We start from the raw sequence: 23,964 nt of genomic DNA, 5'->3' as shown, positions 1-23,964 counted from the left end.
ATACCTCTTCAGTTCACAATGACATCATGATAGCCGCCACCACGGGCGTACCGCTTGAACGCCATTTCCCTGCGCAAGAAAATGGCCGCACGCGGCGGCCATGTGTAGAGCGCAGGCGCTTACTTGTCCGCCCGCTTCATGTAGGTGTCGAAGTTCTCGATGAAATCGTCGAGATTCGCTTCCATCATCTTGCGGAACTGGTCGGTGAAATACTCCAGCGCCCGCGCCTTTTCCGAGGTCATGGTCTCCGCGTTGCCGGTCGTTGCCGCGACGATGAAGGCGTTGAAGCGCGCCGAGGCGTACAGCGTCGATGCGCTGACTTCGCTCGGATGGGTCGACGCGCACTGGTCGTTCGCCAGGTTGATGAGGGCGTTGGCGCGGTCGAAGAATTCCGGGCTGGGGGCGTTGTCACTCATGAGTCATCGTGGATTGAGGTGGAGGTGCGCCACTATAACAGTCATTTCCGGAACCGCTTCACCTGGCGGATCAGCGCGCCGTTCAGCGCATCGTACCGGCCGTGGACGTTCAGCAGCCAGGCCGTCCGGCTGCGCGCGCGGTGCAGCAGGACCAGGCCGCGCGTCTCCAGCACGTGCGTGGAGCGGAATTCCGCGTGCGGCGTGCCGTAGCCGAAGTCGATATGGTCGAACGTGCAATGGGCCAGCACGTCCTGCACGGCCAGGTGGATCGCGCTGGTGCCGACCGACAGATGCATATAGTCCTGCCGGCACAGGATCTTGTAGACATGCCAGAACGGACGCCGAGCGCATGCCGTACACGACGGCGACATCGTTCTCGCCGCAACGGATCACGTAGGACAGCAGCAGGCCATGGCGCGCCAGGCTCTGCAGGCGCGCCTGCTCCCCGGCGCGCCCGGCGGCGCGGGAGGCGTCGGTGGCGACCATGGCGTCCAGCATGGCCCCGACCTGGCCGGGCTGGTCGATGCGCAGCACGTGCAGCGGGCCGGCCGCTTCCGTCAGCAGGCGGACCTGGCGCGACAGGTTGTAGCGCTTCTTGGCGCTGAAATGCTTCAAATAGGCGTCGACGCCGTCCGGCAGCGGCTGCGTATGGCACGCGCGCCAGCCGTTCAGCACGTACGCCGCCACGCCCGCGATGCCTTTCCAGCCATCTTGCGGCACGGCCTGCAGGTACAGCACGTGGCATTGCGCAAAGCGGACGAGCAGCTGCCGCGCGATGAATTCGGCGAGGCCCGGTTCCGCCGGGTCCAGCAACGGAACGCTGCCGAGGATTTGGCAGGCGCGCAATGTCCGCCCGAACAGCGGCACGGGGCCGGCATGGAACGCGATCCGGCACGGCAGGATGCGCACGGGAATGAAGCCGACGATCGCGTAATCGACACTGCGGCGGACGAGGAACAATTCATGGTTCGCGTCCCGCCCTTGATCCATGTCGATCAGGTGGTTGAAGAATTGGGGCGACTGGTACAGCGTTTCCGGACCGGCCGCCGCAGCCAGCATCCGGTGCCACGCCGCGAGGATGTCCGGGCGGTCGTGATAGGCGGTCGCGACGTTCAGCTCGAACCTGTCCGGGCAACGCGCCGCGCGGGGACGCGCTTCCCAAGGCGCAGGCAGCGCGCGCGGACTCGTCCCGAGACTCCGTATGGCCATCATGTCAGCCCCCCGCCAAAAAAATCACAGATTAGGCAAGGACCGCGGGTGACATCTTGTAAAAATCGATATGGACTGCCGGTGATGCGTCAATAATGCGGCGGCCGGTCGTTGATCGGCCCCTGCCCCGCGTCACGCAGCGCGCGCACGTGGTCGGCCAGCTTGGCCACCATGGCTTCCAGCTGGTCGATGCGGCGGCCCTGCTCGTAGATCGTGCGGTTGAGGGTATCGACGAGGTTTTCCTGGTCGGCCAGCTTGATTTCGATGTCGATGAAACGGTTCTCGTCGCTCACGTGGATGTCCGGTGAAGTAAAAGCTGCATGATACGTGGGCGAAAAAAAGGCCGCCAGTCGCGGCGGCCTTCTGCGTGCATCGGCGTCAGGCGCCGAAAGGCGTATAGGTAAAGCCGTTCTCGATCGAGCCGATCACCTGCAACTGGTTTTCCGGGCTTTCGCTGAAGAAGGCGAGCAGGTGTTCGCGCGTGGCGATCTTGGTGTCCAGCGCATTCAGCCAGAATGCGTAACCTTCGCCGTCCGGCCCGCGGTGCAGGACGTGGGCATACAGGTTCGTCAGGAAGTCCGCGTTGGACGGGGTCTTGCCGTACATCCTGTCCCACTCGGGCTGGTTGGTCATGAACTCCTTCGCCATGTCTTCCAGTTGCAGGCCATGGTCGACCCGATCGATCCAGTAATTGATCTGGGGATCGGGTTCACGGTCGAACGCGGCCTTGTACAGCCGGTAGACCTGGCCCGCGGGACCATCGATGTCCAGCGCGACATTGACATCGTTGAATTGCAGACGCTCGACGTTGATGAGCGAATCGTGTCCTCCGCTGCCCAGCTTGTCCGTGACGCCGTAGCCCCAGGTTTCCTTGACCACCTTGTAGTCAGCAAACTTGCCCGCAATAACCGCCGTGTCGCGCCCCGCGCCGCCGTCGATCGCATGACCGCCGTTCGCGGTCGTCACCTTGATCACGTCGTCCTTGGCCGTACCGCCCTGGAAGGCGCTGTTCGCCACCGTGAACGTTGCGCTGTTAAAGCTGGCGGTGGCGTTGCCCGCCTTGTCGGACGAGACGACGTTGACCTGGTAGCCGGCATTGGGCAGCGGCGACGTGGTCACCGACCACGAGCCGTCCAGGCGGACGGTGGTGGTGGCGATGTCGATGTAGTCGTCGACGGTCGCCCCCCGCGCGCACGACCTGGATCAGCGTGCCGGCTTCGCCGGTGCCGCTGAATGTGGCGATGTTGTCGCCCGACGCGTACTGCATGCTGAAGGTCGGGATGACGGGCGGAGTCGCGTCGACGTTGAACGTCGCCGTGCCGCTGTGCGTCGAGGTATTGCCGGCCGCATCGGTGGCGGTCGCGTAGATCGTGTAGCCGAGCCCGTCGGCGAACGGGCTCAGGTTCGTGCTCCACACGCCTTTCGCATCGGCCTGGGCGGTTCCGACCTGCACGTTGTTGGCCGTGTAGATCTTGACCACGGCATTGGCTTCCGCGGTGCCGCTCACGTACGGCTGGCTGCCCTGCGCATAACCGGCGCCGTTGCGGGTGACCGCCATCACGGGCGCGCCGGGCGGCGTCGTGTCGCTGCTGAGGACCGTGCTGGCACTGACGGCCTTGCTGCTGCCGAACTGGATCAGTTCGATCGAATGCAATGTCGTGGTACCGGTCTTGTCGACGGCCTGCAAGTCGCCGTCGGCAAGCTTCGTGAACGTGTAATCGATGCGCGCGCCGCTGAATACGGCGGTATCGTTTCCTGCTCCTCCGTCGATCATGTTGTTTCCTCCATTTCCTGCAAGCTTGTCATCGGCGCTCGTTCCGGTGAGGGTGTCCGTACCGCCGGTTCCCGTGATGTAGCGCCCTCCGCCGGTCGAGTTCATGCCTTGCGCGCCACCGAGGCCATCGTCCCCGTACAGCCAGTGCAATGCGGCGAGGTCGTAGTCGCGGTATGTCGCGTACGGGCCGCCATTGGCGTCGTAGGACATCAAGGTATAGGCCGTGTTGTCCTGTGCGTCCGGCAGCACGGCCTTGTTGTCGCCTGTGTAGTCAGGCTCATAGAACGGGTGCTTGAAACCCAGCGCATGGCCCAGCTCGTGCAGCAGCGTCTCGTAGCCGTCGCCGCCTTTGCTCAGGTTCGCGTTCTGTGCGCCCCAGGTCGCGTCGTTGTCGAGGTAGACGTAGGCGTCCGCGTCGTAAGTCATCAGCTGGCCACTTTGATAGTTTGTGAAACTGCTGTGCCAGCTGCACAGGCCGGTCACGTTCGTGGCTATCAGGTTAGCGTATGACAGATGAATCTGCGCATCGCTACCTATGGGGGTCTCGACAAACTCGATGCCCGTGACTTGCTTGAGATAGTCAAAGGCGGCTCGAGCAGCCTGTTGCTGTGTAGCGGTGAATATCTGCTGGGCGCCAGTGAAATTCTTTTGCGTATCTTTTGGATCTTCGTTACCGGACGCGATGGAAAACGTGTAAGTCAGCTGATAGACGGGCTTTCCAAATTCATCCGTCAAATAGTTCCAGTCTGGACCGGTATCGAGCAGGGCATCGATGTGGTTCAACCCGGACACGGGCGTGGTCGTGATGTCAGATACGGTAGCCATGAAATTAACGATGCTTGCTGCTTGAAAATTGATTCATGAAAGTATTTCCCGCGCAACAGTTGAAGTCAAATAAGAATTTCAATCGTGCGCACCCCCTGCGGGTGAACGTCACACTTTCGGCGTGGCCAGCAACGCCTTCAGGCTGGCAAGACGTTCCTTGGGCGTGAGCACTTCGTTTTCCTTCGGCGGCGCATCGCCCACGTCGAGTGCCATTTCCTTGATGAAGCGCGACGGCTCGCAATGCACGAGCTCGCCTGCCCGCTTGCGCTTCTTGCACCACGTGACGTGCAGGCTGCGCTGGGCGCGCGTGATGCCCACGTACATCAGGCGCCGTTCTTCCTGGATGCGGGCAGCGATCTTTTCGACGGGGTCGTCCGGATCGCCCTTGTGCGGCAGGATGCCCTCCTCGCAACCGACGAGGTAGACGTGCGGATACTCGAGGCCCTTGGAGGCGTGCAGGGTCGACATGCGGACGGCGTCCGGCTCCTCGTCCTGGCCCTCGAGCATGGACATCAGCGCCACCATCTGCGTCAGTTCCAGCAGGTTTTTCTCTTCACCGTCGCGGTCGCGTCCGCCGCGGCCCCTCTCCTTCAGCCAGTTCAGGAACTCGAGCACGTTCTGCCATTTACCCTGCGCGGCCCTGTCGTCGAAGTTTTCGTACAGGTAGTGCTCGTAATTCATCTCCTTCATCATGTCGTCGATGAGCTCGGCGGCATTGTCTCCGCTGCCCGACGGGCCGGGCCGCGTGGCGCGCGATTCCAGTTCGTCGATCCAGTGGCAGAACTCGCGCAGCGGGTACAGCTGGCGCTCCTGCAGCAGCGCTTCGATGCCGCCCTTGCGCGCCGCCTCGAACAGCGAGCAATTCCACTGGCGCGAGAATTCGCCCAGCTTTTCCAGCGTGGTCATGCCGACCCCGCGCTTGGGCGTGGTGATGGCGCGGATGAAGGCCGGGTCGTCGTCCTGGTTCGCGATCAGGCGCAGGTAGGCGATGATGTCCTTGATCTCGGCCTTGTCGAAGAAGCTCTGGCCGCCCGAGATCGTGTACGGGATGCGCTCCTTGCGCAGCGCCTGCTCGATCACGCGGGCCTGGTGGTTGCCGCGGTACAGGATCGCGAAGTCGGACCATTTATTCTTGCGCTGGAAATGGTCGGCCGAGATCATGATCGCGATCTGGTCCGCTTCCGTCTCGTCGTTCGGCATGCCGAGAACCTTGATGGGCTCGCCCAAGCCGTGCTCGGACCACAGCGACTTTTCGAACAGTTTCGGGTTGTTGCCGATGACGGCGTTGGCCGCCTGCAGGATGCGCGTCGTGGAGCGGTAGTTCTGCTCCAGCTTGATCACTTTCAGGTCGGGGAAGTCCGTCTGCAGCGTGCGCAGGTTTTCCACCGACGCGCCGCGCCACGCATAGATCGCCTGGTCGTCGTCGCCCACGGCCGTGAACATGGGCTTCTTGCCCAGGCCCGTCACCATCAGTTTGACCAGTTCGTATTGGCAGGTGTTGGTGTCCTGGTACTCGTCCATCAGCAGGTAGCGCAGGCGGCGCTGCCAGCGGTCGCGGATCGGCTCGTTATTGCGAAACAATTCCACCGGCAGGCGAATGAGGTCGTCGAAGTCGACGGCCTGGTAGGCCTGCAGGGTCGCGACATAGCTGCGGTAGATGCGGCCGGCCTGGGCCTCGTCCTCGTCGCGTGCGTCCCGGATCGCGTCCTCGGGGTCGACGAGGCCGTTCTTCCACAGCGAGATGGCGTTCTGGATGCGGCGGATTTCCTGCTTGTCGGTGGTCACGGCCAGGTCGGAGACGATGGTGTAGCAGTCGTCGCTGTCCATGATGGAAAACTTGTCCTTCAAACCAACGCCGGCCGCTTCCTGGCGCAGGATTTTCACGCCCAGCGAGTGGAACGTGGACACCGTCAGCTGCTTGGCCTGCTTGGGTTGCTTGAGCAGCTTGGCGATACGCTCCTGCATCTCGAGCGCGGCCTTGTTCGTGAAGGTGAGCGCCGCGATCGTGCGCGGGTCGTAGCCGCGGTGCTCGATCATGTAGGCGATCTTTTGCGTAATGACGCGCGTCTTGCCCGACCCGGCGCCCGCCAGCACCAGGCACGGACCGTCGAGATAGAGCACGGCTTCGCTTTGCGGACCGTTCAGGCCGAAGTTCGGGGTGTTGGACATTGGAAATATTGGAGAGAACAGCCCAGCATTGTAGCGAAGCTGGGACCTCATGCGTAACGTTCGTGTCGAATCGGCGACGCCGCTTGAGTAAACCGCAAGCCGCCTCCACATGTGTCTTTTGCATCAGTCCCGCCACGCATGCGCTAACATGACCGGGCAGTAGCCAACGAGGGATACGACATGAAATTTGAACACCTGATCGAGATTAACGACCCGCTGAATCCGCTGGCGGACACCATGACACGCGAACAACTGTGGCGCGGCCTCGTGCTGCGCGCCGAAGATCCGAAGATGTTCGTGCCGCACCTGGACGAATGCACGATCAGCGAGCGCGAAAGCGGCAGCTTCATGCGCCGCCTGCGCTACGGCGACCTCGTCATCGACGACAAAGTGGTCCTGCACCCGCTGCACGAAGTGCGCTACGAAGTGCCGGCGCAGGGAGATATTGCCCAGTCGCTGCTGACCATGACCATCGAGGCGCCGTCCGAAGGTGTGCTGTGGGTGCGTTTCCTGTACGACGACGGCAATGCGTCGGCGACCGACGAGACGGGCCGCATGTACGAGGATTTCAAGAAGTCGGCGTATCAGGAAGCCGACATCGATACGATCAAGATCGTGCGGCAGCTGGCGTCAGAAGGGAAGCTGGACGCTTCGCTCTTGAATTGAATGAAACGGCACCGCACGCGCCCGATCGCGTAAATGCGTTCGCAGGGTGGGCATTTGAGGCCGGGGGCCTCAAATGAAACGTGCCACGCGTAATGTCCGCATCCGCGTGGGCGGAGGCCGCCCACCCTACGTACCGGGTTCCACCTCGTCGGGATCGATATCGCTTTCTCCCTTCGCGAGATTGGCGGCGAGATCCCGCAACGCCGTGCGCACGCCCTCCTCGATCACGGGGTGGTAGAACGGCATCTCCAGCATCTGGTCCACCGTCAGGCGCGACTGCACGGCCCAGGCGAGCAGGTGGCCGATGTGTTCGCCGCGCGGCGCGATCATCTCGGCGCCGAGGAAGCGTCCCGTGCGGTATTCGCCGTACACGCGCAGCATGCCCTTGTTCTGCAACATGACGCGGCTGCGGCCCTGGTTCTCGAACGACACCTGCCCCACCGCGAACTTCGATTTGCCCGGCGCGCACAGCGCCTTGTAGCTGGCGCCCAAGGTGACGATGTTCGGTTCCGTGAACGCGGCCGTCAGCGGCGCGCGGCGCAGGCCGGGGCGGATGTCCGGGAAGCGGCCGGCATTGTCGCCCGCGATCTTGCCGTGGTCGGCCGCTTCCGGCAGCACGGGGCGCTCCTGGTTGGCGTCGCCCGCGATGAAGATGTGGCTGTTCCCGCACTGCATGGTGCGCGGGTCGAAGACCGGCACGCCGCTGGCGTCGAGCGCGATGCCGGCGTTTTCCAGGCCCAGGTCGTGCACGTTCGGCGTGCGGCCTGCCGCCTGCAGCACGTATTGAAAGCGTTCCGTGATCGCCTCGTCGTGGCGGCCCGTCGTCAGCACGACGTCGTCGCCGTCCTGTTCCGCTTTCAGGATGCGCGACTGGAAATGGATGTCGAGTTCTTCGCACAGCACGCGCGACGCCGTCTTGAGCACGACCGGATCGGACAACTGCGCCACGCTGCCGCCGCGCGCATACACGCGCGTGCGCACGCCCAGCCGCGCGAGGGCCTGGCCGATTTCCAGGCCGATGACGCCCGTGCCGATCACGGCCACGGACCGCGGCAGGTCGTTCCAGTAAAACACGTCGTCGCTCGTGATCACGCCGGGGCCCACATTTTCCAGCGTCGGCAGGCGCGTGGGGCTGGACCCGGTGGCGATGACGATGCGGCGGGCGTCGATCTCCGTGTGGTCGTCGACCTGCAGCGTGTGCGGATCGACGAAGCGGGTATGGCCACGCACCTTGTCTTCATCCGGCATCGCGTCGACGCCGTCGACCACGAAGCCGACGAAGCGGTCGCGTTCGCGCCGCACGCGCTCCATCACGGCGACGCCGTCGATGCGGGTCGTCCCGGGATGGACGCCGAACTGGGGGGCCAGGTGCAGCATGTGGGCAGCCTCGGCGGCCGCGATCAGGAGTTTGCTGGGCATGCAGCCCACGCGCGCGCACGTGGTGCCGTACACGCCGCGTTCGATCAGCACCGTCCGCGCCCCCTGCGCCTTCGCGGCGCGGTAGGCGACCAGCCCCGCCGTGCCGGCGCCGATTACGGCCACGTCGACCATTATTTTTTGCATCTCCACTCCTTTGGTTCGCCCATGACGATACGCCATTTTCGGAGTTTCCGCTGATGGCTCGACAGCGCGAGGCCGGGGCATGCAGGGAGGAACAAAGGAAAAGCTGCAGATTACTATTCGGGCTCTTTCCCCCCGAATCACGGATGCTGGGGGGAAAGATCGTCTTCGATGGATTTCAGGCTTTTATGCGATTTTCACCGCTTTGAATATTACAAGACGCAAGCGGATTTACGACGGCGCGCGCAGCCCAGGCCGATCAAACCAGCACTCAGCAGGCCAAGCGTTGCCGGTTCGGGCACGGTGCCCGGCTCCACGAAGCCCGCCGCCATCGTGACCCAGCTGCCACTGTCCGTCACCTGCAGCGCAAAATAACCATGGGCAGACCAGAATGCGGGATCATATTCCTGATGCACGAAGCACCCTTCAGAATACGACGGCGCAAATCCGAAGGCGAGGCCGGATGCGGTGGAAACGCCGGGGTCGACGCAGGTGGGGCCGGGAACAGTTACGCCGGGGCTGCCGGAAAAGCCCAAAGTGGCATCCCAGAACGAATCACCTTGATAGTCACCCACGCCGAGGCTGCCACCGGCCGCGACAAAAGCAGCGAGTTTCGTGCTATCTGCAGGGGTCATGAACGGGCCGGCATCGCTGCAGCAGTTATACGGTGAATCGACGTACACACCGCTGTAATTGGCAAGGTTTGCCGTTGTCAGGAACCCGTACGATTGGAAGTCGATCAGGGCAGTACCTGCGGTGTAATTTACCGACGTGCGCCCCACGTTGTTCAAAAATAGAACCGGCTTCGAAGGGTCCGAGGCCGCAAGCTGGTTGATGACAGGATTGACGAAACTCGCGTCGCCGTGAAAGCCGATCGCATCGCTCCCGATCAGGAAAACAGCACCTGCTGAGGCATACTGAGCCGCGAACAGGGTCGCCAGCATCACCATGAATGATCCGAGCATTCTTTTGACTCGATACAGTGCACTAGACATATCATTCTCCATTCGGTTGGTAATCAAGACTCCCTTTACTGCGAATTGAGATTCAGCAATTACCATGCCAATTTTAAATTTTCAATGAAATCAAGTGCTTGCTGATTTGGATTTGGCGCTTCCTGATTTAGTGTAAATACTCTCGACAGATAGTGACGGGGTAATTGTAAAATCCAATTACAAGGCATTTCATTTTGCGCTCAGAGCGTGCCCTGGTAATAGAGCCACGCCGTCGTCTTTTCTTTTCCAGGGAAACCGGCACATGCCTCAAATATCAAGAGGATCGACTTCCAGCGACCACCGCACCCGCGACTTCATCGCCCGCAGCACGTCGACCCACTCGGTCAAAAACGCCTGCAGCGCCGGCCGCGAATTCGATTCGACGAGCAGCTGCGCGCGATCGACGTTGTGCACGCGGGTCATCGTCATCGGGATCGGCTCGTTGATGACGACCGTGTCCGACGGCACCGCGTCGCGCGCCGCCCCGAGGAATTCGATCGCCGTCGCCAGCTCGGGCGCCTCGGCACGCAGCAGCGCCTGGTACATGTAGGGCGGCAGCGCCGCCTGGTGACGCTCTTCCAGCAGGCTGCCGGCAAAGCGGTCATAGTCGTGCCGCATCACGGCGCCGTACAGCGGATGCTGGCAGTAGCGCGACTGGATCAGCACCTCGGATTCCAGTCCGGCGCGACCGGCGCGGCCCGCGACCTGCATCAGCTGCGCGAACAGCCGCTCGCTGGCGCGGTAGTCCTGCGAGAACAGCGCCGTGTCGGGATTCAGCACGCCGACGAGCGTCAGCCTTTTGAAATCGTGGCCCTTCGCGACCATTTGCGTGCCGATCAGGATGTCGACGTCGCCCCGGTGCACCGTGTCGAACGCCTCCTGCGCGCTGCCCTTGCGGCGCGTGGAATCGGCGTCGATGCGCAGGATGCGCGCGTCCGGGAACAGCGCCTGCAGGCCTTCCTCGATGCGCTGCGTGCCGCGGCCCAGCGGCTGCAAATCGATGTTGCCGCAGGTCGGGCACGCGTGCGGAATGCGCAGTTCGAGCGAGCAGTGGTGGCAGCGGAGCCGCCGCTCCGGCCGGTGCAAGACCATGAACGCGGTGCAGCGCGTGCAGTTGCTGATCCAGCCGCACGCCTCGCAGCACAGCACGGGCGCATAGCCGCGCCGGTTCAGGAACAGTAGCGACTGTTCTCCCCGTTCCATGCGCAGGCGCAGCGCCTGCATCAGCGCCGACGTGAGGCCCTCCTTCGGCTTGTCGCGCTCCATGTCGATGAGTTTCACGCGCGGGAGTACGGCGTCGCGCACGGCGCGCTCGCGCAGTTCGAGCCTGCGGTAGCGGCCCGTCTGCGCGTGGTGCCAGCTTTCCAGCGACGGCGTCGCGGAGCCCAGCACGATGGGGATGCCCAGTTGGCGCGCGCGCCACACGGCCAGGTCGCGCGCCGAATAGCGCAGGCCTTCCTGCTGCTTGTACGACGGGTCGTGCTCCTCGTCGATCACGATCATCTTCAGATTCGGCAGCGACGCGAGGATCGCCAGCCGCGTCCCGAGCACGATGCGCGCGCGGCCCGTGTGCGCGGCCAGCCAGTGCAGCATGCGCTCGCCTTCCGAAAGACTGCTGTGCAGCGTGGCCAGCATCACGCCGGGGAAGCGCGCGCGGATGTTCGCTTCCAGCTGCGGCGTCAGGTTGATCTCGGGGACCAGGATCAGGATCTGCGCGTCTTCATCGCGCGCGAGTACCTGGGCGCACGCCTGCAGATAGACCTCGGTCTTGCCGCTGCCCGTGACCCCGTACAGCAGCAGCGGACTGAATCCTTGCGCGCCGCCGATCGCATCCGCCGCCTGCTGCTGGGCCGCGTTCAGGACGGGCATATCGGCCGGCGTGGGATCGTGGGCGTCTTCGACCTTGTTCAGTTTTTTCAGCGCCCGGTCCAGCGCCACCGTCGTCGACAGCCGCAGATTCTTCGGCAAGCCCGGCATCGCCACCTCGCCCAGCGGCCGGTGGTAGTACGCGGCGGCGAAGCGCGCCAGCGCGATCCACCGCTCCGGCAGCGGAGACAACTGGCTGCGTACGGCGAGCGCATCCTTCAGCTTGTCGGCCGGGACGTCCGTCTCGTGCTTGACCGCGACGATCAGCCCGACCGCCTCGCGCCGCCCGAAGTTCACGAGCGCCAGTTGCCCGACTTCCGGCTCGCTGCCGGGTTCGCATGCCCAGCGGTAGTCGAACAGGCTGTCGAGCGGCGTGTCGAGCGCGATTTGCAGGATGCAGTGGGACAATCCGGTACCTTGTCGAGAAGCTGTGGAAAACTGTGGAAAACTTTGTGGAAAATGGAAAAGTTGACCGTGGAGAAGGTTTACGCTAGATCAAAACGTTAGGAAATTCTCTACATAAAGTCCGAAATTTTCTCTATAAATTCAATGACTTACGATTTTCTACTTTGAGCAGGTGAAATATCCCATCGCTTGCGCGCTTCTGTGCATAACTGTGCCTTTCCGGTGAAAAACTTGAGCGCAGTGCAGCAAATTCTTGATACAACACTTGAAGAAAACTCGTAAACCACGGTAAACCAAGCACTTTTCCGGATTATTCACAGAACCTGTGCATAACTTTGTGAACAATAGGCTGACAGCTTCGGTGGATAACTGGTCACTCCTCTGCGAGCACCTCGCCAGGCCGCCCTTGGCCCAGCATTAAATCCAATAAAATCAATCACTTACCATATTGGGACGGGCACTGTACATTTCTACAGTCCACGCTGATCGAATCCGATTTTTTGTGAATAAGTGTGATTGCCTGCTCACCGTGCTGCAGGCACGTCGCAAAACCTGCTGCGCGTTGCACTGGCGTCCTGCGATGCTCCGCGACGGCGGACCGGCTGTACTTTCGTACAGCTGCGCGTCTCGAACACCATTGCTGCCGCTCGCGACGGTTTTTCGAGGTGCCTGAAGATACATCAGGCGCGCTGGCGGCGGCTGAAGTCGTGAACCGCGTCGACCATCGCCGTCACGGATTCCGGCGGGGTGAATTGCGAGATGCCGTGGCCCAGGTTGAACACGTGGCCGTGGCCTGCGGACGGCGTACCGTAGCTGGCCAACGCCTTTTCCACTTCGGTGCGGATCTGGTCCGGGCCGGCGAACAGGATGGCCGGATCGAGATTGCCCTGCAGGGCGACGCGGTCGCCCACCTGCGCGCGGGCGCGGCCCAGGTTGACGGTCCAGTCCAGGCCCAGCGCGTCGGCGCCGATATCGGCCATGGCGTCCAGCCACAGGCCGCCGCCCTTCGTGAACACGATGGCCGGGATGCGCACGCCATCCTTTTCACGCTGCAGCTTCGCGACGACCTTCTCCATGTACGCGAGCGAGAACTGTTGATAAGCGCCGTCGGCCAGCGCGCCGCCCCACGAGTCGAAGATCATGACGGCCTGCGCGCCCGCGTCGATCTGGGCGTTCAGGTATTGCGCGACGGCTTCCGCGTTGATCTCCAGGATGCGGTGCATCAGGTCCGGACGCGAATACAGCATCTTCTTGATCGTGTGGAATTCGCGCGAGCCGCCGCCTTCCACCATATAGCAGGCAAGGGTCCACGGGCTGCCGGAAAAGCCGATCAGCGGCACGCGGCCGTTCAGCGCCGTGCGGATCGACGTCACGGCATCGAACACGTACTGCAACGAGGCCATGTCGGGCACGCGCAGGGCGGCGACATCGCTTTCCGTGCGCACGGTGCGCTCGAATTTCGGGCCTTCGCCATCCTCGAAATACAGGCCCAGGCCCATTGCGTCCGGCACGGTCAGGATGTCGGAGAACAGGATCGACGCGTCCAGCGGATAGCGGTCGATCGGCTGCAGCGTGACTTCGGTCGCGAAGTCCGGATTCTTGGCCAGGCCCAGGAACGAACCGGCCTTCGCGCGCGTGGCGCGGTATTCCGGCAGGTAGCGCCCCGCCTGGCGCATCAGCCACACCGGCGTGTAGTCCGTCGGCTGGCGCAGCAGCGCACGCAGGAAGGTGTCGTTCTGGAGCGGGGCAAATTGTGGCATGGCTGACAATCCGTTCGCGGGTTGAGTGGGCAAACCTCTATTATCGCATCACTGGCCCCCCGTACCGCATCCACGTGGACATACACCCGCGCGGCAGACACTTATAATGGCTGTCTTCCCGCTGCCCGTCTCCAGAACCGACCATGACCGACACCACCCGCAAACAGGCCGCGCCCTGCGGCACCTGGACCTCCCCGATCACCGCCGCCGTCGTCGCGGCCGGCGCCACGCCGCTGTCGCAGGTGCTGCTCGACGGCGGCGACGTGTTCTGGCTGGCCGGCCGCGCCAGCGAAGGCGGCCGCAACACGCTGCTGCGCCGCCGCGGCGGCCAGGTCGACGAACTGACCCCGGCCCCGTTCAACGTCCGCACCCGCGTGCACGAGTACGGCGGCGGCGCCACGCTCGTCGCGGACAGCCACATCTGGTTCTCGAACTTCGCCGACAACCGCGTCTACCGCCTCGACCGCGCCGGCAGCGGCGAACCCGTCCCCGTCAGCGCGGGCGGCGGCGAGCGCTGGGCCGACTTCGTGCTGGACCGCGCGCACCGGCGCCTGATCGGCGTGCGCGAAGATCACTCTGCCGGCGGCACGTACCCGGACAACACGCTTGGCGCGCTCGGCGCGGACGGCACGGTCACCGTCCTCGTCGACGGCAACGATTTTTATTCGTCGCCGCGCATCTCCCCCGACGGCAAACACCTCGCGTGGCTGAGCTGGGACCATCCGCGCATGCCGTGGCAAGGCACCGAACTGTGGCTGGCCGAGATCGGCGACGACGGCACGCTGCTGGACGGCCGCCTGATCGCCGGCGGGGCAGACGAAGCGATCGTGCAGCCGGAATGGTCGCCGGACGGGACACTCCACTTCGTGTCCGACCGCAGCGGCTGGTGGAACCTGTACCGCTACGAGCACGGCGTCGTGCTTCCCGTGTGCCCGCGCGCGGCGGAATTCGGCGGCCCGCACTGGGTCTTCGGGAACAGCATGTACGGCTTCCGCTCGGCCACGGAAATCGTCTGCACGTTCATCGAGGATGGCGTGAGCAAGCTGGCACGCCTCGATGCGCGCAGTGGCCACCTCACACCCATCGCCACGCCTTACGAACAGATCAGCGAACTGAAGATCGAAGGCGACACGGTCGCGCTGCTGGGCGGCGCGCCCACGCTGGCGGCGGAAATCGCGTGCATCGATCTCGCGACCGGGCAGCGCGACGTGCTGGCGCGCTCGATCGAGCAGCTGCCCGACGTGAGCTATCTGTCGGTCCCGCAAAGCATCCGCTATCCGAGTATGAATGGGAGAACGGCGTACGCGTTCTTCTACCCGCCCACGAACAGGGATTTCGCGCCGCAGCCGGGCGAGCTGCCGCCGCTGATGGTGATCGGCCACGGCGGCCCCACGAGCATGGCGGCCAGCACGCTGAAGCTGGCGACGCAGTTCTGGACGAGCCGCGGCATCGCCGTGCTGGACGTGAACTATGGCGGCAGCACGGGCTTCGGCCGCGCCTACCGCGACCTGCTGAAGGGTCAATGGGGCGTGGTCGACGTCGAGGATTGCGTCGCGGGCGCCCAGCACCTCGTCGACAACGATCTCGTCGACCGCGAGCGCCTCGTGATCCGCGGTGGCAGCGCGGGCGGCCTGACGACCCTGTGCGCCCTCGCCTTCCACGACGTGTTCAAGGCCGGCGCCAGCTACTACGGCGTGTCCGATTTAAAAGGCCTGGACGCGGATTCGCACAAGTTCGAATCGCACTACAACGAATACCTGATCGCGCCGAAGGAAAGCGCCGACCGCGTCTACGCCGAGCGCTCGCCGATCAACCACACCGATAAACTGCACCGGCCGATGATCTTCTTCCAGGGTCTCGACGACAAGGTCGTGCCGCCGCCGCAATCCGAAGTGATGGTGTCCGCGCTGCGCGCGCGCGGCGTGCCGGTCGCATACATCACGCTGGCCGGCGAGGGCCACGGCTTCCGCAAGGCGGACAGCATCGTGCGCACGCTGGAAGCGGAGCTGTATTTTTATCTGCGCGTGTTCGGCATCCCGGTCCCCGAAAGCCTGCCGGCCGTCGAGATCGAGAATCTCCCTGCATGAGCGATGAGGTGTTACACGCGGTCGTGGAAGCCTGCGACGAGCAACGCAAGCTGATCCTCGCGCTGCTGGCGCTGGCCGGCGAGCCGATGGGACGGCGACGCATCCACGAACACCTGGCGCCGCTGGAGGCCAGCGCGGGCGAGCAAAAACTGGCCGAGCCGATGGAGCGCCTGCGCGCCGATGGCCTGGTCGGCGAGTTGCCGTCGCGCGGCTACACGATTGCCGCCGATGTCGCCTGGCCCGCCATCCAGTGGGCGCTGCGCACGCGCCGGCTCAACGAGCTGCGCGAGGTCTACCAGCAGGTGACGCCGCTGCGCGTGGACTGGCAGGGCACGCCCATGCTGCGCAGCTACCGCCAGGGCGTCGCGCTGCTGCGTTTCGCCCTGCTCGCCGGCGATGGCCCGAAAGCCGTCGCGCCGCTGCTGGCCGCGTGCCTGCGCTGCCACGAAGCGGCGTACCTGCATCCGCTCGTCGACATCTGCGCGCGGCCGTTCGAACCGGACCTGATGGAGCGCATCAACGGGCTTGTACGCGACGACGTGCTCGCGGTCCTCGTCAACCACGTGCAGCGCGAGCCGGCCAGCGCGCCCGCGATCCGCGCGTATGCGGAAGACCATGTGGCACAGGGCGGCGCATCGATGGCGCTGCGCACGGCGCTGGCGGAACACCTGATCCTGTGCGGGCGCCTCGACGCGGCGGCCGACCTGCTCGTCGACCTCGACGAATCTGCCACGCTGTACTACCGCAGCGTGCTGCAACTGCTGCGCGGCGACACGGAACCCGCGCTGGCCGGCTTCGACAAGGCGTTGAAAGCGCTGCGGCGCGAGACGGGCAAACGCAAGGCCATCTTCGAGGGCATCGGCGGCCATCTGTACGTGACGGCGCTGCTGAGGAGCGCCGACACCAGGCATGCGAAGGCCGTGGAGTCGTATCTGGACAGCGCCACGCGCGCCGTGCAAAGCCACGATACGGCCGTGTACCAGCAGTTGTCGATGCTGCGCCAGATCCGCGGCGGCACGGTCGATGCGGAGGTGCTCCCGTCGCGCAACTGGGAGACGAGCCTGCAGCCCGTGATGTTCCGCGCCCTGCTGCACTGGTGGCTCGGCATGCCGCAGCTGGCGGACCAGCGCGCCATGCTGGAACGGCAGTTCGAAGAAGCGGGGAAAGCGGGCTTCGACTTCATCGCGGCGCAGATCGCGTCCGTGCTGGGGCAGCTGGGCATGGTCGGCATCGACAAGCAGGCGATCGCGCTGCGCCAGCGGCACCGCTTCGTCGACCTCGCGCTGTGGTTCGAGCGCGAGCAGCCGTGGGAACGCCAGCTGAACGCCCTCATCAACCTGCAGCCCGCCGTGAACGTGGAGGTGGTGAAGGAATCGCGTCTCGCGTGGCTCGTGAGCTGGGACGCGCACCTCGGCATCCGCGCCATCGAACCGAGAGAACAGAAGCGCGACGTGCAGGGCGGCTGGACGCGCGGCCGTCCGCTGGGCCTCAAGCGTCTCGCGGAAGAGGCGGCGGAGCTGGACTTCCTGACCGCGCAGGACGTGCAGGTCGCGAGCAGCATCGGCGCCTACCGCTACTACAGCGGCACGGGCACGCGCTACGAATTCGACCTGGACAAGGCCGTGGCCGCGCTGGCCGGCCACCCGCTGCTGTTCTGGATGGATGCGCCGGGCACGCGCATCGAACTGCTGCCGGGCGAGCCGCAACTGGTCGTGCGCGCCGGCGGCGGCAAGGTCATGATCACGCTGGTGCCGCCCTTGCGCGAGCAGCAGGGCGAGGTCGTCGTCACGAAGGAGACGCCGACGAGATTGCGCATCGTGCGGGTAAAAGACGAGCACCGGCGCATCGGCGCCATCGTCGGCGACGGGCTCGAAGTGCCGCTGGAAGCGGAGAAGCGCGTGCTGCAGGCGATCAGCGCCATCTCGTCCATCGTCACCGTGCAGTCGGATATCGGCGGCAGCGCGGCGGACATCGAGCAAGTGACGGCCGATCCGCGCCTGCACATCAACCTGCTGCCTTACCAGCAGGGCCTGCGCATCCACGTGATGGTGCGGCCGCTGCCTGATGCGGGCCCCTACTTCCGCCCGGGCGACGGCGCGGAAAGCGTGATCGCCGACGTGGGCGGCGTGCGCACGGAAGCGCGCCGCGACCTGAATGCCGAACGCGAGGCCGAGCGCCAGCTCCTGGCCGACCTGCCGGCGCTGGAGCACGCGGAAGACGAGCATGGCGAATGGCTGCTCGCGGCGCCGATCCACTGCCTGGAACTCGTCGTCCAGCTGCAGGAACTGGATGCAGCGAAGGTCGTCGTCGCGTGGCCCGAGGGCGAATCGTTCCGCGTGTCGAAGAAAATCACGTCGAAGTCCGTGCGCCTCCAGATCCGGCGCGACAAGGACTGGTTCGCCGCGAACGGCGAAGTGCAGGTCGACGAGAACAAGGTGATGGACCTGCGCGAGCTGCTCGCCCGCGTGCGCGAAGACCGTTTCATTGCCCTCGGCGACAACCAGTTTCTCGCGCTCACGCACGAGCTGCACCGCCGCCTGATGGATCTCTCCGCCTACAGCGATGCGGACCAGGAGGCGCTGCGCTTCCACCCGCTCGCCAGCTTCGCGCTGGAAGAGATGGCGCTGGAAGCGGGCGGCGTCGACGCGGATAAAGCGTGGCGCGCGCACCTGAAGCACATGCAGGAGAACGCCGAATACCGGCCGCAGTTGCCGAACACCTTGCAGGCGGAGCTGCGCGATTACCAGGTCGAAGGCTTCGAATGGCTGTCGCGCCTTGCGCACTGGGGCGTCGGCGCCTGCCTCGCGGACGACATGGGCCTCGGCAAGACGTTACAAGCGCTGGCGCTGATCCTGTCGCGCGCGCCGGGCGGGCCGACGCTCGTCGTGGCACCGACGTCCGTCGCGACGAACTGGCTGGCGGAAGCGGAGCGCTTCGCGCCCACGCTGAACATGAAGCTGTTCGGGCCCGGCGACCGCGCCGCAATGCTGAAGGACGCGGGACCGTTCGACGTGATCGTCGCGAGCTACGGCCTGCTGCAGCTGGAGTCCGCGCTGTTCGACGGCATCCGCTGGCGCACGATCGTGCTCGATGAGGCGCAAGCCATCAAGAACGCGTACACGCGCCGCTCGGCCGCCGTGATGGCGCTCACGGGCGATTTCAAAATGGTCGCCACCGGCACGCCGCTGGAGAATCACCTGGGCGAGTTGTGGAACCTGTTCCGCTTCATCAATCCGGGCCTGCTCGGGACAAGCGACCAGTTCCAGCTGCGCTTCTCCGGCCCGATCGAAAAGGCATCGGACAAGCGCGCGGAACTGGCGGCGCGCACGCGCCTGCGCCGCCTCACGCAGCCGTTCATCCTGCGCCGCACGAAGGCGCAGGTGCTGTCCGAACTGCCGCCGCGCACGGAGGTCGATCTGCCGGTGCAGCTGTCGGAAGAAGAGACGGCGCTGTACGAATCGCTGCGGCGCGAAGCGCTCGAACGCATCGCCGCGCTGGAGGCACCGCAATCGCAGAAACAGATCCAGATCCTGGCCGAGATGATGAAGCTGCGCCGCGCGTGCTGCAATCCCGCGCTCGTCGCGCCGGAAAGCGGCATCCGCAGCAGCAAGCTGGAGACGTTCGCGCGCCTCGCGGATGAACTGCTGGAGAACCGCCACAAGGCGCTCGTGTTCAGCCAGTTCGTCGACCACCTCACCTTGATCCGCAAGCATCTCGACGAACGCGGCATCCGCTACCAGTACCTCGACGGGTCGACGCCCATGCAGGAACGGAAGCGCCGCGTGGATGCGTTCCAGGCCGGAGACGGCGACCTGTTCCTGATCTCGCTGAAGGCGGGCGGCGTCGGCATCAACCTGACGGCGGCCGATTACGTCATCCACATGGACCCGTGGTGGAATCCGGCCGTGGAAGACCAGGCCAGCGACCGCGCGCACCGCATGGGCCAGCAGCGGCCCGTCACGATCTACCGGCTGGTCGCGCGCCACACGATCGAGGAAGGCATCGTCGACCTGCACCGCCACAAGCGCGACCTGGCCGACAGCCTGCTGGAAGGGACCGACGTCGCCGCGCGCCTGTCGCCGGCGGACATGCTGGCCATGCTGCAGGCGGGGCTCGCAGGGTCGTCGGACCCGCGTCCGCCATCCGTCGGAGAGTGGCAAACCGGGTGAGGATGCATGCCGTTGCGGGTGCGTTGGCGGCGGATCACGTCACGACGCGCGCGTGACGTATTGTTTCAGATGCCCGCAAATGGGCCAAATGATGCTAATCTGGCGCCCCCCATCTGGCCCATCCATGAACCAGGCAGATAGAACATGATGAAATCGAAAATCGCACTGGCCGTCCTGCTGACCAGCGTCGCACTGGCGCCGGCGAGTGCGCGTCCCAAGACGCATCACAAGGCGGCCAGCACGGCCAAAGCCAAGAGCAAGCCGAAGGCCAAAGCCGCCGCCAAGCCGGTACGGAAGGCCGCCGCGCACGTCGCCGCCGCCACGCCACAGAACCGCAACGACCGCTACATGGACTCGCTGTCCATGCAATTCGTGACCGCGCTGTGGCGCATCGATCCGGAAGACGGCATCTACGTCGGCAAGTTCGACGCCGCGGCGAAGCTGACGATTCCCGACGCCGCCACGCGCGCGAAAAAGCTCGCGTTCATCGACGAGTGGCTCGACAAGTTCGGCAAGCTGAACGCCGACAAACTGTCGCCGAACCAGCGCACCGACCTCGCCGTCCTCCTCAACAAGCTGAACTACGAGCGCTGGCAGCTGACCACGTTCCGCGAGTTCGAATGGAACCCGGCCGAGTACAACGTGGCGCAGGCGTTCGACCTGATCCTGACCACGGAATACGCCGCGAAGGCCCAGCGCCTGCGCACGATCCTGAAACGCCTGGCCGAGGTGCCGGCGTACTACCAGGCCGCGCAAGCGTCCATCGTCAACCCGACGCACGAACACACGCAGCTCGCGATCCAGCAGGCGCCGGGCACGCTCGTCGTGCTGGCGGACCTCGGCAAGGCCGCGCAGGAATCGATCCTGACGCCGCAGGAGAAGGCGATCTTCGCGCAGCGCATCGCGAACGCCGGCACGGCGGTGGTGGCGTGGGTCGACTTCCTGACGGACCTCGACAAGTCGCAGGTGCAGATGCAGAACGCGCGCTCGTTCCGCATCGGCAAGGATCTGTACGAGCAAAAATTCGCGTTCGAGATCCAGTCCGCCAGCACGGGCGAGCAGACGTATCGCAAGGCGCTGGCCGCGCGCGACGAACTCCTCACGCGCATGGACGGCCTCGCCGACCAGTTGTGGGACAAGACGATGGGCGCCGCCGCGAAGCCCGCGGACCGTTATCAAAAAATCGGCATGGTGATCGACAAGCTCTCGCTGCAGCACACGACGGCCGCCAACTTCCTGCCCGAGATCCGCCGCCAGATCCCGCAACTGCAGGAGTACGTCATCAAGAACAATCTCGTGACGATCGACCCGAGCAAGCCGCTCGTCGTGCGCGAGACGCCGCTGTACCAGCGCGGCGTGGCCGGCGCCAGCATCGATGCGCCGGGGCCGTACCGTCCGAAGGATAAAACCTATTACAACGTGACGCCGCTGGACGGCCTCACGCCCGAGCAGGCCGAAAGCAGCCTGCGCGAGTACAACAACTGGATGCTGCAAATCCTGAACATCCACGAGGCGATCCCCGGCCACTACACGCAGCTGATGAACGCGAACCGTTCGCCGTCGCTGGTGAAGGCGTTGTTCGGCAACGGCGCCATGGTCGAAGGCTGGGCCGTGTACGGCGAGCGCATGATGCTGGAATCGGGCTATGGCGACAACGCGCCGGAGCTGTGGCTGATGTGGTGCAAGTGGAACCTGCGCAGCGTCTCCAACACGATCCTCGACTACAGCGTGCACGTGCTGGGCATGACACGCGAACAGGCGATCGACCTGCTCGTGCGCCAGGCGTTCCAGACCCCGCAGGAAGCGGCCGAGAAGTGGAAACGCGCGCAGCTGTCGTCCGTGCAGCTCTCCAGTTATTTCAGCGGCTACAGCGACATCATGGAACTCCGTGAGCGCCGCAAGGAACAGCTGGGCGAGCGCTTCGACCTCAAGCAATTCCACGACCAGTTCCTCGGTTACGGGAATGCGCCGGTGAAGATCATCGGCCAGCTGATGCAGTAACGCGTGAAGCGCATCACGATCGTCGCGGCGCTCGCGGGCGTCGCCGTGCTGGCCGGCGGCGCGGCCCTGTACGTCTTCAACGCGCGCCAGGACGCGACGCCGGGACGCGCGTTCTGGCGTCCCGCCGACGCGCCGACGAGGCCCGCATGGTCCGCACGCGTGACGCCGCTGCCGGACCGCTTCGGCGATCCGTTCGGCACCGTCGTCGATGGCCACGGCAACGTGTTCGTCGCGGACGGTGGCGACTGCAGCTGCATCCGCCGCATCGCGCCCGACGGACAGGTGACCCTCTTCGCCGGTGGGCACGCGGGCTTCGCGGACGGTGCCGGCGCCGCCGCGGCATTCGACACGCCGTCGGCGCTGGCGATCGACCGCCTCGGCAACCTGTACGTCGCCGACACGCACAACAACGCGGTCCGCAAGGTGGCGCCCGACGGCAGCGTGAGCACGCTGGCGGGCGGCGCCGCCGGCTTCGACGGGCCGGTCGGCGTGGCCGTCGACCGCGACGGCAACGTGTATGTGGCCGACACCTACAACGACCGCATCGGCCGCATCGGCAAGGACGGCGCGGTGACGACGGTGGCCGGCAGCGGCACGCCCGGCCACCTCGACGGCACGGGCACCGCAGCCGCATTCGATACGCCCAGCGCCCTCGCCGTCGACAAGCACGGCGTGCTGTTCGTCGCCGACACGGGCAACAACGCGATCCGGCGCATCGACAAGACCGGCGCCGTGACGACGTTCGCCCGCGCCCCCGAGTACGAGCGGCGCCCGCTGCTGTGGCGCCCCGTCGCGCTGGCGCTGACGCATGACGGCTACCTGTATGCGAGCGGCGCGGGTGGACGCATCCTCCAGTTCGATCCGAGCGGGCAGTACCACGCCCTGCCCGACGCCGACCGTCCCGCGGGCGTGAGCTATGCCAGCGACGGCAACGTGCGCCTGTATGCGCCGCGCGGCATCGCCGTGAAACGCGACGGCGCACTGGTGGTGGCCGACGGCCAGGCGCAGCAGCTGTTCGTGCTGGCCCCGCCCCAACCGGGCACGCCGCCCCCGCAGGCGCGGCCGCAAGTGCTGCCCGCGGCGGCATCGATGCCCTGGCCCGTGGGCCCGCAAACGGAACCGCACGAAGTCGTCGGCGTGCTGGGCGAGGTGCGCGGCAGCTACGACGGCGAGAACCGCGACCACTTCCATGCGGGCCTGGACATCCGCGCCGACGTCGGCGCACGCGTGCTGGCGGTCCTGCCGGCGACGGTCAGCGATCCGTATCCCAACTGGGCGTTCGACGATCTGGGCGAAGGCATGAGCATCGGGCCGCTGTCGTACATCCACATGCGCGTGGGCCGCGACGCCAGGGGCAATGCGCTCGATCCGCGCTTCCAGGTGCTGCGCGGCGCGAACGGCAAGCCGGAACGCGTGCGCGTACGGCGCGGCACGCGGTTCGCCGTCGGCGACGCGCTCGGCACCATCAATCCGATGGCGCACGTGCACATGGAGTACTACCCCGGCGGCCGCGCGGTCAACGCGCTGGCCCTGCCCTTCGCCGGCCTGCGTGACACGGTGCCGCCCCGCATCCAGAGCATCGCGCTGTACGATGCGAACGGCCAGCGCCTGCCGGGCAGGAAGGGCAAGCGGCTGCACGTGGCGCGCACGCTCGGCGCGGTGTCCATCGTCGCCGCCGCCTACGACCAGATGGACGGCAACCTGGCGCGCCGCCGCCTCGGCCTGTACAAGCTGGGCTACCAACTGCTCCATGCGGACGGCAGCCCCGTCGCCGGATTCGAGACGCCGCGCATCACGCAGGTCTACGACCGCCTGCCGCGCGAGCGTGAGGCTGTAAAACTGCTGTACGCGGAGAACAGCGGCATCACGGTCTACGGCAGCAAGGCCACCGTGTTCGCCTATGCCGTCAACAATACGCTGCAGGATGGCGTCGCGCTGCCCGGTACGTGGAAAGTGGATGGACTCGCGCCGGGCGATTACGTGTTACGGATCTACGCGGCGGATTTCGCGGGACAGGTGGCGCTGGAGGGGCGGGATCTGCCGATCACGGTGGAATAAGCAC

16 protein-coding genes are annotated in these 23,964 nt (G+C 65.3%); 6 read left to right on the top strand and 10 right to left on the bottom strand.

The genetic code is table 11. The annotated features are described in order from the left end of the window. Positions 1 to 119: 119 nt before the first annotated feature. The 5 genes from ACL58G_RS05575 to ACL58G_RS05555 form a co-directional block, all read right to left on the bottom strand. The gene (locus tag ACL58G_RS05575; RefSeq protein ID WP_413381142.1) at positions 120 to 416 is read right to left on the bottom strand and encodes a DUF3144 domain-containing protein; all 297 of its coding nucleotides are present in this window, start codon (positions 414 to 416) and stop codon (positions 120 to 122) included. Positions 417 to 419: 3 nt separating this feature from the next. Further along, on the bottom strand, positions 420 to 1,628 hold the full coding sequence (locus tag ACL58G_RS05570) for a GNAT family N-acetyltransferase (RefSeq protein ID WP_440965624.1): 1,209 nt from the start codon (positions 1,626 to 1,628) through the stop codon (positions 420 to 422). An 86-nt stretch (positions 1,629 to 1,714) separates the two neighbouring features. Next, positions 1,715 to 1,918 (bottom strand): SlyX family protein, encoded by a 204-nt coding sequence (locus ACL58G_RS05565; RefSeq protein ID WP_413336820.1) that lies wholly within the window; start codon positions 1,916 to 1,918, stop codon positions 1,715 to 1,717. 85 nt (positions 1,919 to 2,003) lie between these two features. Next, a complete protein-coding gene (locus ACL58G_RS05560) occupies positions 2,004 to 2,744 on the bottom strand; it encodes a DUF4214 domain-containing protein (protein WP_440965622.1) in 741 nt (246 codons plus the stop codon). Next, complete coding sequence (locus tag ACL58G_RS05555) at positions 2,659 to 4,023, bottom strand: Ig-like domain-containing protein (RefSeq protein WP_440967967.1); 1,365 nt, start codon at positions 4,021 to 4,023, stop codon at positions 2,659 to 2,661. The genes ACL58G_RS05560 and ACL58G_RS05555 overlap by 86 nt, the downstream gene beginning before the upstream one ends. Here ACL58G_RS05555 and ACL58G_RS05550 point away from each other — a divergent pair. Next, the gene (locus tag ACL58G_RS05550) at positions 3,913 to 4,263 is read left to right on the top strand and encodes a hypothetical protein (protein ID WP_413386005.1); all 351 of its coding nucleotides are present in this window, start codon (positions 3,913 to 3,915) and stop codon (positions 4,261 to 4,263) included. The genes ACL58G_RS05555 and ACL58G_RS05550 overlap by 111 nt on opposite strands. Before the next feature lie 69 nt (positions 4,264 to 4,332). Here the strand turns inward: ACL58G_RS05550 and ACL58G_RS05545 are convergent, their stop codons facing one another. Then, positions 4,333 to 6,393, bottom strand: a complete 2,061-nt coding sequence (locus ACL58G_RS05545) for a UvrD-helicase domain-containing protein (RefSeq protein WP_413336819.1) — start codon at positions 6,391 to 6,393, stop codon at positions 4,333 to 4,335. Positions 6,394 to 6,573: 180 nt separating this feature from the next. Between ACL58G_RS05545 and ACL58G_RS05540 the strand changes: the two genes are divergently transcribed. Beyond that, complete coding sequence (locus tag ACL58G_RS05540; RefSeq protein ID WP_413381138.1) at positions 6,574 to 7,059, top strand: SRPBCC family protein; 486 nt, start codon at positions 6,574 to 6,576, stop codon at positions 7,057 to 7,059. A 126-nt stretch (positions 7,060 to 7,185) separates the two neighbouring features. Here the strand turns inward: ACL58G_RS05540 and ACL58G_RS05535 are convergent, their stop codons facing one another. The 4 genes from ACL58G_RS05535 to hemE all read right to left on the bottom strand — a co-directional run bounded on the left by ACL58G_RS05535 (position 7,186) and on the right by hemE (position 13,645). Beyond that, a complete protein-coding gene (locus ACL58G_RS05535; protein WP_413381136.1) occupies positions 7,186 to 8,622 on the bottom strand; it encodes a dihydrolipoyl dehydrogenase in 1,437 nt (478 codons plus the stop codon). A gap of 209 nt (positions 8,623 to 8,831) precedes the next feature. Then, positions 8,832 to 9,569 (bottom strand): PEP-CTERM sorting domain-containing protein, encoded by a 738-nt coding sequence (locus tag ACL58G_RS05530; protein ID WP_413381134.1) that lies wholly within the window; start codon positions 9,567 to 9,569, stop codon positions 8,832 to 8,834. Between the two features lie 312 nt (positions 9,570 to 9,881). Next, positions 9,882 to 11,888: a primosomal protein N' gene (locus ACL58G_RS05525; RefSeq protein WP_413381132.1), complete on the bottom strand. Its 2,007-nt coding sequence runs from the start codon at positions 11,886 to 11,888 to the stop codon at positions 9,882 to 9,884. Positions 11,889 to 12,565: 677 nt separating this feature from the next. Continuing rightward, positions 12,566 to 13,645, bottom strand: coding sequence for a uroporphyrinogen decarboxylase (hemE, locus tag ACL58G_RS05520; RefSeq protein WP_440965619.1), 1,080 nt, complete (start codon positions 13,643 to 13,645; stop codon positions 12,566 to 12,568). 143 nt (positions 13,646 to 13,788) lie between these two features. Here hemE and ACL58G_RS05515 point away from each other — a divergent pair, with 143 nt between their 5' ends. From ACL58G_RS05515 to ACL58G_RS05500, 4 genes are all read left to right on the top strand, one after another. After that, positions 13,789 to 15,732, top strand: a complete 1,944-nt coding sequence (locus ACL58G_RS05515; protein WP_440965617.1) for a dipeptidyl-peptidase 5 — start codon at positions 13,789 to 13,791, stop codon at positions 15,730 to 15,732. Further along, the gene (locus tag ACL58G_RS05510; RefSeq protein WP_440965615.1) at positions 15,729 to 19,901 is read left to right on the top strand and encodes an SNF2-related protein; all 4,173 of its coding nucleotides are present in this window, start codon (positions 15,729 to 15,731) and stop codon (positions 19,899 to 19,901) included. Before ACL58G_RS05515 ends, ACL58G_RS05510 begins: the two co-directional genes overlap by 4 nt. Before the next feature lie 144 nt (positions 19,902 to 20,045). Then, positions 20,046 to 21,902 (top strand): DUF885 domain-containing protein, encoded by a 1,857-nt coding sequence (locus ACL58G_RS05505; RefSeq protein ID WP_440965613.1) that lies wholly within the window; start codon positions 20,046 to 20,048, stop codon positions 21,900 to 21,902. Positions 21,903 to 21,905: 3 nt separating this feature from the next. After that, positions 21,906 to 23,960, top strand: a complete 2,055-nt coding sequence (locus ACL58G_RS05500; RefSeq protein WP_440965611.1) for a gluconolaconase — start codon at positions 21,906 to 21,908, stop codon at positions 23,958 to 23,960. The last annotated feature ends 4 nt before the right edge of the window (positions 23,961 to 23,964 follow it).

Source organism: Massilia sp. GER05 (assembly GCF_052056005.1).
In the GTDB taxonomy this organism is placed as follows: Bacteria; Pseudomonadota; Gammaproteobacteria; order Burkholderiales; family Burkholderiaceae_D; genus Telluria; species Telluria orientalis.
Note: the sequence above shows the minus strand (reverse complement) of the source record. Positions and strands in the feature narration are given on the sequence as shown.

What these genes read in the sequence shown, in the direction of transcription:
- ACL58G_RS05530 (WP_413381134.1), bottom strand. Translation starts at nt 9,569, where the DNA reads ATGGTGATGCTGGCGACCCTGTTCGCGGCTCAGTATGCCTCAGCAGGT.
- ACL58G_RS05515 (WP_440965617.1), top strand. Translation starts at nt 13,789, where the DNA reads ATGACCGACACCACCCGCAAACAGGCCGCGCCCTGCGGCACCTGGACC.
- ACL58G_RS05505 (WP_440965613.1), top strand. Translation starts at nt 20,046, where the DNA reads ATGATGAAATCGAAAATCGCACTGGCCGTCCTGCTGACCAGCGTCGCA.
- ACL58G_RS05550 (WP_413386005.1), top strand. Translation starts at nt 3,913, where the DNA reads ATGAATCTGCGCATCGCTACCTATGGGGGTCTCGACAAACTCGATGCC.
- ACL58G_RS05575 (WP_413381142.1), bottom strand. Translation starts at nt 416, where the DNA reads ATGAGTGACAACGCCCCCAGCCCGGAATTCTTCGACCGCGCCAACGCC.
- ACL58G_RS05570 (WP_440965624.1), bottom strand. Translation starts at nt 1,628, where the DNA reads ATGATGGCCATACGGAGTCTCGGGACGAGTCCGCGCGCGCTGCCTGCG.
- ACL58G_RS05540 (WP_413381138.1), top strand. Translation starts at nt 6,574, where the DNA reads ATGAAATTTGAACACCTGATCGAGATTAACGACCCGCTGAATCCGCTG.
- ACL58G_RS05510 (WP_440965615.1), top strand. Translation starts at nt 15,729, where the DNA reads ATGAGCGATGAGGTGTTACACGCGGTCGTGGAAGCCTGCGACGAGCAA.
- ACL58G_RS05545 (WP_413336819.1), bottom strand. Translation starts at nt 6,393, where the DNA reads ATGTCCAACACCCCGAACTTCGGCCTGAACGGTCCGCAAAGCGAAGCC.
- ACL58G_RS05535 (WP_413381136.1), bottom strand. Translation starts at nt 8,622, where the DNA reads ATGCAAAAAATAATGGTCGACGTGGCCGTAATCGGCGCCGGCACGGCG.
- hemE (WP_440965619.1), bottom strand. Translation starts at nt 13,645, where the DNA reads ATGCCACAATTTGCCCCGCTCCAGAACGACACCTTCCTGCGTGCGCTG.